Source organism: Streptosporangium sp. NPDC048047, from assembly GCF_040653115.1.
GTDB lineage: Bacteria > Actinomycetota > Actinomycetes > Streptosporangiales > Streptosporangiaceae > Streptosporangium.
Window position 1 is genome coordinate 105,404 of record NZ_JBEZNH010000021.1, and the last position, 12,533, is coordinate 117,936.

Below are 12,533 nucleotides of genomic sequence, written 5' to 3' on the forward strand. Positions count from 1 at the left end.
TCCGGCGTCCCCCGGTGAGACCGCGAAGCCCTCCGCCGGGACCGCGGTGGACGGGAAGGCGGCGCGGGCGGAGGCCGGTGGCCCGGAGGGCACGGGCGGCCTGCGTGGCCAGGGGGGCACCGAAGGCGCGGCGGCCGAGACCGGCTGAGCCGTCCGCCGCCTCTACCGGTCCGTCCTGTGGTCGCCGGCGTCCCGGTCCCGGATGTCCGCGGCGGCGCGGTGCAGTTCGGTGAGCACGGTCCGGACGGCCTTGCGCGCGGTTCGTTCGGGACGATGGAGCACATCGATGTGACGCCGGGCGTGCACGCCGCTGAGTGGCCTCAGGGTCACCCCGGGGTGGGCGCGGGCGGTCCAGCGGGGCATCAGCGCCAAGCCGCCGCCGGCGGCCACGGCCTCGGCGACCACCGAGAACTCGTTGATGCGGTGGACGATGTCGAGCCGGCGGTTGGCGACGGTGGCGATGGCCTCGACCGTGGCCATCAGCGGGAAGCCGTCGTGCACGGTGATCCAGGGCTGGTCGGCCACGTCGTGCGGGGAGAGCCGTCGTTTCCCGGCCAGGGGATGGCCAACCGGAAGCGCGACGTCGAGTGGCTCATGCAACAGCGTGGTGGCGGTCACGGTGCGCGGCCACGCGGGTGTGTGGTCGAGCCGGTGGGCGAGCACGAGATCGTAGCCGCGGGTGAGGAGAGGGAAGCGGTCCTGCGCGACGTCCTCGTCCGCGAGGGCCAGGTCTGGGCGGCCGGGCCCGGTCAGGGCGTGGAGCAGGAGCGGGAAGAAGGTCGCGGCCGCGCTGTGGAACGCCGCCACCGATACCTCGGCGTCCGGTCGTTCGGCGAAGTCGGCGATGGCGTGCCGCGCCCGGACGAGGGCGATCTCCACCTCGATCGCGGCGGCGGCCAAGGCCTGCCCGGCGTCGGTCAGCACCACCCGTCGGCCGTCGCGTTCGGTGAGGGGGACGGGGATCGAGCGCTGCAGCAGCCGTAGCTGCTGGGAGATCGCCGATGGCGTCACCAGCAGAGCCTCGGCGACCGCGGTGACGCTGCCGAGTTCCCCCAACTCCCGCAGTATTCGCAGCTGACGTGTGTCCACACCTTCAGTGTAGAAGAACTAAAGGGTCATTGCAGAAACCGGTTCTGTACTTCAGTGTCGCCCATGGGGCAACGTGGGGCCATGCCCCAAACCCGCCGCGTCGACGCGGTGCTGCTGCTCGTCGCCATCGTCTGGGGTTCCAGTTATCTGGCGGCGAAGTCGGCCACCTCCGTCCTGCCGGTCCTGACAGTGTTGTTCGTCCGGTACGTGATCTCCGCACTCGTCTGCACCGTTCTCGTCGTTTCCCGCCGGGCGTCCCGCCGGTGGACCCGCGAGGAGATCCGCGCCGGGATGCCGCTCGGCGTCACCCAGGCGGCCGTCCTGGCGCTGGAGACATACGGGGTGACGCACACCAGCGCCGCCAACGCCGGGCTGATCATCAGCCTGACCATCGTGCTGACGCCGCTGCTGGACCGTGCCGATGGCTTCGGCAGGCTTCCCCCGGCGTTCTTCGCCGCCGCCGGCGTCTGCGTCCTGGCCGTCGGGCTCCTCATGGCCGACACGGGCCTGCACGCACCTCGAATCGGTGATCTGCTGATGCTCGCCGCCGCCGTGGTCCGGGCAGGACATGTCGCGCTCGTCGGCCGGCTGACCGCGAGACACGCCGTACGCCCGCTGCACCTGACCGCCGTTCAAACCGTCGTCGGCTCGGTGCTCTTCCTGGTACCTGCGTCCGCCCATTCGGGCGTGCCGGCTCACGGCGACGCCGCGACGTGGGGCCGACTGGTTTACCTGGCGCTGTTCTGCAGCGTGTTCGCCTTCCTCGCCCAGACCTGGGCGGTGCAACGCACCTCCGCCAGTCGGGCCAGCCTCCTGCTGGGTACCGAGCCGATCTGGGCCGTCGCGACCGGAATCGGTTTTGGCGGTGAACGGCTCACCGTCCTGACCACCCTCGGCGCGACACTCATGGTCGCCGGGACTTACTGGGGCCAAGCCGTGGAACGCGCCCACCGTGCCACTGTGAAGAAGGAGATCGTATGCCCGGACACGACACCTACCGCCGTCTGATGGCATTGCTCGACGCCACCGCGACCCCCTACCGGCTCATCGACCACGACTCGGAAGGCGTCACCGAGACGGTCAGCGCCCTCCGCGGGCACCCCGTGCACCAGGCGGCGAAGTGCATCGTCCTGCGGGTCAAGGCGGACCGGCGGACCACCCGTCATGTGCTCGCGGTCGTCCCCGGAGACCGGCGGGTGGACCTCGACGCCGTCCGGGCGCTGTTCGCTGCCCGCTATGTCGGGTTCAGTGACCCGGCCACCGCCGAACGGCTGGCCGGGACCGTCCCCGGCACCGTCTTGCCGTTCAGCTTCACCTCCGAGCTCGAACTGGTCGCCGACCCGGACGTCATCGCCCAGGAGTATCTGTACTTCAACGCGGCACGCCTCGACCGCTCGCTCGTCATCTCCGGCGCCGACTACGCCGAACTCGCCCGGCCGCGTGTCGAACGCATCGCGGACCCCGGCGCGAGAGGAGCCGGGTGCCGATACCGTTGACCGCGTGGAGGAGATCGACCGCCGAATCGTGACATTGCTGGCGAGTGACGGCCGGATGAGTTTCACCGACCTCGCCAAGGAGACCGGGTTGTCGGTGTCGGCGGTGCACCAGCGGGTGCGCCGGCTGGAGAAACGCGGGGTGGTGCGGGGATACGCCGCACTGGTCGACTACGAGGCGATCGGGCTCCCGCTGACCGCGTTCGTGTCCATCAAGCCGATCGACCCGGCCGCCGCCGACGACGCCCCCGACCGGCTGGCCCATCTGGCCGCGATCGAGGCGTGCCACAGTGTCGCCGGTGACGAGAGCTACATCCTCAAGGTCAGGGTGGCGTCGCCGACGGTGCTGGAGGAACTGCTCAGCCAGATCCGCACCGCCGCCAACGTCTCGACCCGGACGACGGTCGTGCTGAGCACGCCGTACGAGCACCGGACCCCGGAGCCGCCGGGCGGCGGGACCGCCGGGGGCGCCTGATCCGGCCCGTCCGCCGGGCCCGCCGGGCCCCGTGTGGCCGCTCAGCCTCGCCTCGGCCCCGCCGGGCCCCATGGCGCTCCACGGGTCCGGCCGGGCCTCACGGGAGCCTGCAGGGTCTCACGGAGCCTCGTACGGCCCACCGTGTCCTTCGCGGTCCTTCGCTGTCCTCATGGTCCTCATGGTCCTTCTCCGTCCTTCACGGGCTCACGGTCCTTCCCGCGTGTGCGGTGAGGAAGGCGCGGCGAGCCGTACCGTGAGAACGGGTGGAGGTGGCGAGACCAAGCTGTGATCGCTGTGTGGAGGCGGGTTCCTCAACGATGCTGCTAAGATGGCTGGCTGTCACAATAGTCACACAAAAGCCAAATGAGCCCGGAGCATCCCATTAGCATCAACAATAATGGATCGGCGACCGTCCGTCAACACGAGGTCGCTCGGGAGCAGGAATACGTCTCCGCTCTCTACGAGCGGCTCGACGTGCTCCGCGAGCGCACCCAGCGGCAGCTGGACGAGGTGCTCGCGCAGGGCGGGAGCGGCGGCACGCACCAGAACCGCTCCGAGCGCGACAGCTTCGCCGGGATGTACGCCGAACGCCTGGGCCGCCTGTGGGGCGTCGAGAACGGCCTGTGCTTCGGGCGGCTCGACAAGAGCGACCAGAGCACCCTCTACATCGGGCGCATCGGCCTGGCCGACGACGACCAGCGCCGGCTGCTGATCGACTGGCGGGCGCCGGTGGCCCAGCCGTTCTACGGCGCCACCCCCGCCGCGTCGATGGGCGTCACCCGCCGCCGCCACCTGCAGACCAAGGGGCGCACGGTGGTCGGGGTGGACGACGACCTGCTCGACCTCGACGGCCTCACCGACGAGGACGTCGCCACCCTCAACGGCGAGGCGGCGCTGCTGGCCTCCCTCGGCGCCCGGCGGACCGGGCGGATGCGCGACATCGTGGCGACCATCCAGTCCGAGCAGGACCGCATCATCCGCTCCGATCTGGACGGCGTGCTGGTCGTGCAGGGCGGCCCCGGCACCGGCAAGACGGTCGTCGCCCTGCACCGGGCGGCCTACCTCCTCTACACCCACCGGGAGCGGCTCGCCCGCCGGGGCGTGCTCATCCTGGGCCCCAACTCCACCTTCATGCGCTACATCGACCAGGTGCTCCCCTCACTGGGCGAGACCGACGTGCTGCTGTCCACGGTCGCCGGGCTGTACCCCGGGCTCGTCCCCACCGTCCGGGAGCGCCCGGAGACCGCCGCGGTCAAGGGCGACGCGCGCATGGTCCAGGTGGTGGCGCGGGCCGTACGGGAGCGGCAGCGGGTGCCGCGCAAACCGGTCGAGATCCGCCTCGACGGCCGTGTCCTCAGGCTCGACGGCCGGGCCCTGGAGGCGGCGCGCAACCGGGCCGCCCGCTCGGGCAGGCCGCACAACGAGGCCCGCGCGGTGTTCGTCCGCCACCTGCTCAACATCCTCGCCCGGCAGATGGCCAAGCAGCTCGGCAAGGGCGTGATCGACGACGACGAGCTGGCCGGCATCCGCGAGGACCTGCGCACCGAGAAGCCCGTCAAGGCCGCGCTGAACAGGCTGTGGCCCTACACCACCCCCCGCCAGCTCCTGGTCGGGCTGTTCACCTCGCGCGAGCGGCTGGAGTACGCCGCGGGCGGGCTGCTGGACGCCGCCGAGCGCGAGCTGCTGCTGCGCGAGCCGCCCCGGCGCGGCGAGGACTGGTGGGCCCCCTCCGACGTGCCGCTGCTGGACGAGGCCGCCGAGCTGCTCGGCGACATCGACCCGGCGGTGCTGCGGGCCGGGGCGTGGTTCGCCGAGGAGGAGCAGGCCCTGGCGCGGGCCGCCGCCCAGGACGAGCGGCAGCACCAGCTCACCTACGCCAAAGAGGTGCTGGAGCTGACCGGCCTGGCGGAGGTCATGGACGCCGAGAGGTTCGCCGCCCGCCACCTGGGCGACGAGGTGTACCTCACCACCGCCGAGCGCGCCGCGGCCGACCGGACCTGGGCGTTCGGCCACGTCATCGTGGACGAGGCCCAGGAGCTGTCGGCGATGGACTGGCGCATGGTGATGCGCCGCGTCCCCAGCCGGTCGATGACGATCGTCGGCGACCTCGCGCAGACGGGCTCCTCGGCGGGCGCCCGCTCCTGGGGCGACGTCCTCGGCCCGTACGTCGCCGACCGCTGGCGGCAGGAGACCCTCACGGTCAACTACCGCACCCCGGCCGAGCTGATGGTCGTGGCGGCGGACGTGCTCGCCCTGGTCGGCCCCGGCCTGAGCGCGCCCGACTCGGTCCGCGAGACCGGCGCCCGGCCCTGGGCCGCCTCCCCGGCGGACCGCCTGCCCGGCCTGGTCGCCGCCGAGGTCGCGGAGGGGGGCCGCACGGTGGTGATCGTCCCGGAGACCGGCCGGGAGAAGTACGGCGAGCTCGTCACGGGGGCGGTCCCGGGCGCGGCCACCACGCCCGGGGCCGCCGCGCTGGACGCCCCGGCGGCCGTCCTGACCGTCGCCGAGGCCAAGGGCCTGGAGTTCGACACGGTCGTCGTGGTGGATCCGGAGACGATCCTGGGGGAGTCGCCACGCGGAGCCAGCGATCTTTACGTCGCGCTGACCAGGGCGACCCGCCGCCTTGGCGTCGTCCACGACGGCCCGCTGCCCGGGGCGCTCTCTCGACTTGAGGTACATCGGATCACATGAGACCATTGACGGCTCTCGCCGATCCTGTCCCAGCTGCGGAAACTTGATGTTTCCGCTGTTAGGGACACGGTTGACATCTGCGCTGGGGTCGGTAGTTTGCTGCCCAGTCCAGCACGGGACTGACCGGTTGGCCGCCTTTCGACATCGCCGCCTCCTGCGCCCGTGACGGGGGAGACCCCGTCCGTACAGCCAGGCGCAGGTTCGGCGTTCCGTCGAGGCGGGGCACCCCTTCCGGGCGGGGGGTTGGACCCAGGAGGGGTCCGGGCACCCAGTAGACAACGGCAATCCGCGCCCGCCGCCGACGGGACGGAACCGGTCCGAAGGGCGGCCCGGGCCCTCTTCCCGCTCCCGTGCGAGCGTCGCAAGCGCCGGGGTGATCCCGCGGGCCTCCGTCCGCCCGGGGATCACCCCGTTGCCGTTTCCGGAGGCGTCCCGGGCCTTTCGGGCCTTTTTGACCTTCCGGGCCGTTTCCCGGACCGTGGTTTCCTCGCCGTGCTCCCGTGGCGGTACCGTTCGGGCTAGGAAAAGGGCCGGACGGGCCGGTCGGAGGGGCCGGGCGTCCGGTGCCCGCACGACGCCCCGAAGGAGAGCCGCGCCCGTGGTGCAGGAGAAGACGGCCGTTCCGCCGGCGGCCGCGCCGGGGGAGCCGGGGGAGCCGCCCCGCCGGTGGGCCGCGCTCCTCGCCCGCCCGGTGTCCGGCCGCGCCGCGGCGGCCGTCGCGGGCGGCCTGCTGCTGTTCCTGTCCTTCCCGCCGCTCGGGCTGTGGTTCCTGGCTCCCTTCGGCGTGGCGCTCGCCGTACTCGCGGCGCACGGCCTGCGCGCCCGCCGCGCCGCGTGGCCGGGCCTGTTGCTCGGCCTCGCCTTCCTGCTGCCCGCGCTGCACTGGGTGAGCCCGATCGGGACCGACGCCTGGCTGGGCCTGACGGCCATCGAGAGCCTCTTCTACGCGGCCTGGGCCGCCGGGTCGGCACTGGTGTCCCGGCTGCCCCTGTGGCCCCTGTGGAGCGCCGCGCTGTGGGTGGCGATGGAGAAGGCCCGCGGCTCGTTCCCGTTCGGCGGGTTCCCCTGGGTACGGCTGGCCTTCAGCCAAGGGGAGTCGGTCCTCACCCCGTACGCGGCCGTCGGCGGGGCGCCGCTGGTGAGCTTCGCGGTGGCGCTGTGCGGCGGGCTGCTCGCGCTGGCCGCACTGCGGCTGCGGGCGGCGTGGCGGCCGGCGTCGCGGGAGGGGCGCACCCGGGAGCGGGGCGCCCCGGCGGGACGGGGCCCGGAGACGGGGCCGGGACCGGAGGCTGATCAGGGGCCGGGAGGGCGCCGGGCCCGGGCGCCGCTGGCGCTGGCGCTCGCCGGGGCGCTGGCCGTGCCGGCCGCGGCGTTCGCCGTGCCCCGCCACGGCGACGAGGGCCGGACGGTCCGGATCGGCGTCATCCAGGGCGACGTCCCCGGCCGCGGCATGGGCTTCCTGGGCGACGAGCCCGCGGTGGTGCTGGGCAACCACACCCGGATGCTCCACGAGATGGCCCGCGCCGTACGGGAGGGCCGGACGCCGAGACCCGACCTGGTCGTGCTGCCGGAGAACTCCACCGACATCGACCCCTACCGCAGTGAGTCCGCCCGCCGCCAGATCGGCGACGCCGTCAGGGACATCGGGGTGCCCGTGCTGGTCGGCGCGGTGGTCGGGATCGGTGAGGACGGCCGGGCGACCCGCAGCATCGTGTGGGACCCGGTCAGCGGGCCCGGGGCGTACTACGACAAGCAGAAGCTGGTCCCGTTCGGGGAGTACACCCCGCTCAAGGACCTCATGTTCGCCCTGTTCGAGCGGGCCGCCCTGGTCGGCAAGCAGTCGGTGCCCGGCACCCGCGACGGCGACCTCCGGGTGGGGCCGGTGACCGTCGGGGCGATCAACTGCTACGAGGTCGCCTACGACGGCGTCGTCGGCGACACCGCGAGGACCGGGGCGACCCCCCTGGTGGTGCAGACCAACAACGCGACCTACGCGCTGACGAACCTGCCGCCCCAGCAGCTCGCCATGTCGCAGCTGCGGGCGGTCGAGCACAACCGGGCGGTGGTGACCTCGGCGATCACCGGGATCTCCGCCCTCGTGACGCCGGACGGCGAGGTCACCTGGCGCACCGGCGAGCTGGTCCCCGCGATGGACGTACTGACTGTTCCGGTCAGAAGTGAACAGACCATCGCAACCAGGGCTGGCGCGTTGCCCGAATGGGTCTTGATACTTATGGGTGCGGGCGCGGTGGCCGCCGTCGCGGCGCGCCGGATCCGCAACCTTGCCCACTCCGCGGGCGGGAGGGACGAGCAGCAGGTGGGAGACGCGTGATGGAGCGGATGCCGGGCCGGGTGCTCGTCGTCGTGCCGACCTACAACGAGCGGGAGAACCTCCCGGCGATCGTGGGCAGGGTGCGCGCCGCGGTGCCCGAGGCGCATGTGCTGGTGGCCGACGACTCCAGTCCCGACGGCACCGGGGCGGTCGCCGACGAGCTGGCGGCCGGCGACGACCACGTCCACGTGCTGCACCGGCCCGGCAAGCAGGGACTGGGAGCCGCCTACATCGCCGGGTTCCGCTGGGGCGTGGCCGAGGGCTTCGACGTCCTGGTGGAGATGGACGCCGACGGCTCCCACCAGCCCGAGGAACTGCCCAAGCTGCTGGAGCGGCTGGCCGGCGGGGCCGACCTGGTGATCGGCTCGCGATGGGTGCCCGGCGGCGAGGTGGTCAACTGGCCCGCCTCCCGCGAGTTCCTCTCGCGCGGCGCCAACGTCTACGCCCGGATGATGCTCGGCATCCCGGTCCGCGACGCCACCGCGGGCTTCCGCGCCTACCGCGCCGCCACCCTGGAGAAGATCGGCCTGGACGACGTGGAGTCGCAGGGCTACTGCTTCCAGGTGGACCTGACACTGCGCACGGTCCGCCACGGCCTGCGCGTCGCCGAGGTGCCCATCGTGTTCGTGGAGCGCACCGCCGGGGTCAGCAAGATGAGCCGGGGCATCATGATCGAGGCGTTCTGGCGGATCATGCAGTGGGGCCTGGCCGGGCTGCCCGGCCGCCTGCGCCGCTCGCGCTGAACGCCGAGGACCGGGCGCCGGGTGCCGGGCGCGCTCCTGTCCGGACTCCGGGGGAACCCCGGGGGGACCCCCGGAACGACCCGGGAGGATCTCCGGGGAACGCGGCGGAACGCGGCGACGCCCCGGCGCGTTGTCACAGTCGTACGGCTGTCACATGAGTTGAGGAAAAGATGCGCTTAGTGCTGTTCCTGCTCTTCCTGGTGGTCCCGATCCTGGAGATCTGGGTCCTGATCCAGGCGGGGCAGGTCATCGGCGGCTGGCCCACGGTGGCCCTCCTGCTGGCGGACAGCCTCCTCGGCGCCTGGATCGTCCGCCGCGAGGGCCGCAGGGCGTGGCGCGGCCTGCAGGAGTCGCTGCGCGACGGCCGGATGCCCGAGCGTGAGCTCGCCGACGGCGCCATGGTCGTCACCGGCGGCATGCTGCTGCTCACCCCGGGCTTCCTCACCGACATCGCGGGCTTCCTGTGCCTGCTGCCCCTCACCCGGCCGCTGGTCCGCCGCCTGGGCGCCTGGTTCTTCGCCCGCCGGGTCCGCAGCACCCTCGCCCGGTCGGCCGCCGGGCCGGTCCTCGGCTCGCCGTTCGGCGCGGGTTCGCCGTTCGGTACGGGCGCGGACTCGCCGTTCGGCGGGACGCGCGGCCCGGGTGGTCCGAGTGGTCCGGGCGGCTCCGGCCCGGTGATCCACGGAGAGGTGATCCGCGACGAGCCGGGCCCCGGCCCGGTCCGCGACTCGCGCCGCGGCCTCACCGGCGGCTGAACCCGGCGGACGCGGAGCCGAGCCGGGGACGGCGGAAGCGCCCGGCCCGGTCCGCGACTCGCGCCGCGGCCTCACCGGCGGCTGAGTGCGGCCAGGCGGCGCAGCGAGAGCCGGAACAGCGCCGCGTTCAGCGGCCTGAGCAGGGCCCAGCCCAGCCGCCCGGCCGCGCCGAGCGGCAGGTCCAGTCTCTCCTCCCAGACGATCGTGCTGCCCCCGCCGTCTCGGGGCAGCACCCGGAAGACCCCGGTGCCGCGCACCAGCCCGCCCGTGTGCCGGACCGCGACGGTCCGCGGTGGGTCCCACTCGGTGATCTCCATGGTGTCGAGGAAGCCGAGACGGCCGATGCCGGTGAAGGCCGCCAGACGGCTTCCGGCGCTCCGGCCGTCGCCGCCGGTCACCCGGGCCCGGGTGAGGACCATCCACTCCCGGTGGCGCGGCCAGTCGGTCAGTACGGCGAACACCCGCTCGGGGCGGGCGTCGGCCTCCACGGACACGCCGATGCCGCCGTCGGTCATCGGGGGACACCTCCGGCGGGGCGAAGTCCCCCGGCGCTCGTCTCGGGCATGTGCGATCCCTTTCCTCTCCTCGCCGATCCCGCACCATCCGGTCCGCATGGATCTCCCGGACCTGTCAGATCTCCCGGTTCGCCCGGTCTTCGTGGTCCTCGCGAGGAGGGACCCCGGCCGGCCGGGGTCCCTCGCGCGCCTGCCGGGCGGCCCGGTCAGGCACGTGCGTAGATACTGTGGACGAACTCGGCCAGCTTGCCGTCGGGCAGCTCCTTGGCCAGGTCGGCCTCGCTGATCATGCCGATGATGCGATGGTCCTCGATCACCGGCAGCCGCTTGATCTGGTGCTCCTCCATCTTGCTCAGCGCCTCCTCGACGCTGGTGTCGGCGTCCACCCACACCAGTCCGCGGGCCAGTTCGCCGGCCGTGGTCCGTTCGAGGTCCCTGCCCTCGGCGCAGCACTTCACCACGATGTCGCGGTCGGTGATGATCCCCTTGAGCCGGTCGTCGTCGCCGCAGATCGGCAACGCGCCGACGCCCATGTCGCGCATCATCCGCGCGGCCGTGTGCAGGTTCTCGTGCTCACCGACGCATTTGCAGCCCTGGTGCATCACGTCCCGAGCCTTCTTGCCGGTTTCCGCTGTGCTCATCGAGGCCCCCCGAGATGTCGGTCGATGCTTTCGAGGGGGTTTATACCCATATGTCGGCCTAGTCGCCGCTCGCCGGATGAGTCAGGCGGCGCGTCTGGTCAGCCGGACCTCGATGTCGATCCCCTGGGCCCGGACGTCGCAGGTCCCGAAGGCGCTCACGGCCGCGAGGGCCTCGAAGCGCTCCCGGGAGTAGGCGCGGTTCCGGAGCCCTCTCAGGGTGATCCGCGTCAGGAGGGCGTTCATCGGGGTGAGCCTCATCAGGGCGACGGCCTCGTCGATGTCGGCGGAGGAGGCGCCCCTGTTCATGTCGTGGATCACGGCCGTCCCGCCGTCGCGCAGGACGCGGTGCATCTGGTCCAGGACCCGGACCGGCCGCCCGAAGTTCTTGAAGGCGGCCTGGCACACGACGAGGTCGAAGGACCCGTCGGTGAAGGGCGGGTCGGCCGCGTCGCCGTGGTGCACGGCGACGCGTACGCCCGCCTGTCGGGCGTTCTCGGCGGTGATCTCCACGAACGTGCGGCTGAGGTCCAGCGTGGTCACCGCGAACCCGAGCCCGGCCAGCTCGACGGCCAGGTATCCCGGGCCCGGGGCCACCTCCAGTACGGCGGCCCCGGCGGGCAGGTCGCCGGCGAGCCGCGCGGCGTGCCGGCGGACGGTGGCGAGCTGGGGGGCCGAGGCGCGCTGGCGGGCGTACCACCGCGCCATCGCGCCCTCCATCTGCCGGGCCTGGGTCTGGGTGAGATGGGTGTTATCCATGATTCCTCCGGTTTCGGATGGGGTGTCCGAACCGCTCCCCGGAGAACCCGGCTATCGTTGCCGTTGCCACCTCGTGGCCGGGTTCCGTTCCGCGGACATCGGTTCGAGGGCGACGACCCGGCGGCGGTGTTACCGCACCCCGCCGGGTCCCTTCTCTTCTTCTCGGGCCGGTCTCCTCGCGGGCCGGCCTTCTTTCCCGCCGGGACGGTCCGCCGGGCCGTCCCCTTCCATGAGGGCGGCGATCTCCGCCGGCACCTGCCCCGTCTCGTGCCACTCCCGCCACGTCGCGAGGTCCGGGAAGGACCCGGTGACGAGCTCCTCCAGCAGCGAGCGGGTCCAGGCCGCCTCGGCCTCGCGCATGGCCAGGTCGAACTCGGCCTCGACGAGGAAGAGCCGCGGCACTCCGGTGCATCCGGCCAGCGTCTCCCGCTGCTCGCCGATCTCGCGCTCCAGCGCGTCGAGCCGCCGCCGCAGCAGGACGGCCACCTCGTCCGGGTGGATCACCCCCATCACCGACAGCCCGGCCTCGAACCTCGGCTGCTCCCGCTCCGGATCGGCGAGCAGCTCGCGGGTCCAGTCGGCGTACTCCCGGCGCCCGGCGTCGGTGATGCGGTAGATCGTGCGCTCGGGATGCGCTCCGTCCCGGGCGGTCCCGGCCACGGCGAGGAAGCCGTGCTTCTCCAGGTTGCGCACCACGGTGTAGAGCGAACCCCACTTGATCCTCATGTCCCGGTCCTTGCCGCGCTCGCGCAGCACCGAGGCGATCTCGTAGGGGTGCATCGGCTTGGCGACGACCGCCGAGAGCACGGCCAGGCCGAGCATGTTGCTCACCTTGCGGCGCTTGGCCATGTCCGCCCTCACTTTCATACTCGTCTGCGAGTATACGCACGCGAGTATGAAAATGACCAGGGCCGTTCTCCGGAGCCCGGAATGGAGAGGGGGAGGGGGCAGGAACGGGGACAGGCGTGCGAATGAGGGCGAGTGTGGGCACAACCCCCTGTTGACCAGGGGGTTTCTTCTTGCCCGGAAATCCGTAGGTCCCT

At 72.7% G+C, this 12,533-nt stretch carries 12 protein-coding genes; 7 read left to right on the plus strand and 5 right to left on the minus strand.

Annotated features, from left to right (window positions below; all coding sequences use genetic code 11):
- Positions 1 to 162 precede the first annotated feature (162 nt).
- Entirely contained in the window at positions 163 to 1,089 is a 927-nt protein-coding gene (locus AB0D67_RS20035; RefSeq protein WP_362937392.1) for a LysR family transcriptional regulator, read from the minus strand.
- Positions 1,090 to 1,170: 81 nt separating this feature from the next.
- On the opposite strand from AB0D67_RS20035, the gene AB0D67_RS20040 reads away from it, so the two are divergent.
- The 7 genes from AB0D67_RS20040 (at position 1,171) to AB0D67_RS20070 (ending at position 9,578) form a co-directional block, all read left to right on the plus strand.
- The gene (locus AB0D67_RS20040) at positions 1,171 to 2,097 is read left to right on the plus strand and encodes a DMT family transporter (RefSeq protein ID WP_362937395.1); all 927 of its coding nucleotides are present in this window, start codon (positions 1,171 to 1,173) and stop codon (positions 2,095 to 2,097) included.
- Entirely contained in the window at positions 2,067 to 2,585 is a 519-nt protein-coding gene (locus tag AB0D67_RS20045) for a YbaK/EbsC family protein (protein WP_362937398.1), read from the plus strand. Before AB0D67_RS20040 ends, AB0D67_RS20045 begins: the two co-directional genes overlap by 31 nt.
- A gap of 4 nt (positions 2,586 to 2,589) precedes the next feature.
- Positions 2,590 to 3,057, plus strand: a complete 468-nt coding sequence (locus AB0D67_RS20050; protein ID WP_362937401.1) for a winged helix-turn-helix transcriptional regulator — start codon at positions 2,590 to 2,592, stop codon at positions 3,055 to 3,057.
- A 363-nt stretch (positions 3,058 to 3,420) separates the two neighbouring features.
- Positions 3,421 to 5,748, plus strand: a complete 2,328-nt coding sequence (locus AB0D67_RS20055) for an AAA family ATPase (protein WP_362937404.1) — start codon at positions 3,421 to 3,423, stop codon at positions 5,746 to 5,748.
- Between the two features lie 598 nt (positions 5,749 to 6,346).
- Entirely contained in the window at positions 6,347 to 8,080 is a 1,734-nt protein-coding gene (gene lnt / locus AB0D67_RS20060) for an apolipoprotein N-acyltransferase (RefSeq protein WP_362937408.1), read from the plus strand.
- On the plus strand, positions 8,080 to 8,823 hold the full coding sequence (locus AB0D67_RS20065; RefSeq protein WP_362937411.1) for a polyprenol monophosphomannose synthase: 744 nt from the start codon (positions 8,080 to 8,082) through the stop codon (positions 8,821 to 8,823). The genes lnt and AB0D67_RS20065 overlap by 1 nt, the downstream gene beginning before the upstream one ends.
- Positions 8,824 to 8,993: 170 nt before the next feature.
- Positions 8,994 to 9,578 carry an FxsA family protein gene (locus AB0D67_RS20070; RefSeq protein WP_362937414.1) on the plus strand — a complete coding sequence of 195 codons (585 nt, stop codon included), beginning with the start codon at positions 8,994 to 8,996 and terminating at the stop codon, positions 9,576 to 9,578.
- Positions 9,579 to 9,649: 71 nt separating this feature from the next.
- On the opposite strand, the gene AB0D67_RS20075 is transcribed toward AB0D67_RS20070, so the two are convergent.
- The 4 genes from AB0D67_RS20075 to AB0D67_RS20090 form a co-directional block, all read right to left on the minus strand.
- Positions 9,650 to 10,093, minus strand: a complete 444-nt coding sequence (locus AB0D67_RS20075) for an SRPBCC family protein (protein ID WP_362937416.1) — start codon at positions 10,091 to 10,093, stop codon at positions 9,650 to 9,652.
- A 206-nt stretch (positions 10,094 to 10,299) separates the two neighbouring features.
- A complete protein-coding gene (locus AB0D67_RS20080; RefSeq protein ID WP_362937419.1) occupies positions 10,300 to 10,734 on the minus strand; it encodes a CBS domain-containing protein in 435 nt (144 codons plus the stop codon).
- A gap of 81 nt (positions 10,735 to 10,815) precedes the next feature.
- Positions 10,816 to 11,490 carry a class I SAM-dependent methyltransferase gene (locus AB0D67_RS20085; protein ID WP_362937422.1) on the minus strand — a complete coding sequence of 225 codons (675 nt, stop codon included), beginning with the start codon at positions 11,488 to 11,490 and terminating at the stop codon, positions 10,816 to 10,818.
- A gap of 129 nt (positions 11,491 to 11,619) precedes the next feature.
- Entirely contained in the window at positions 11,620 to 12,339 is a 720-nt protein-coding gene (locus AB0D67_RS20090) for a PadR family transcriptional regulator (protein WP_362937425.1), read from the minus strand.
- Between the last annotated feature and the right edge of the window lie 194 nt (positions 12,340 to 12,533).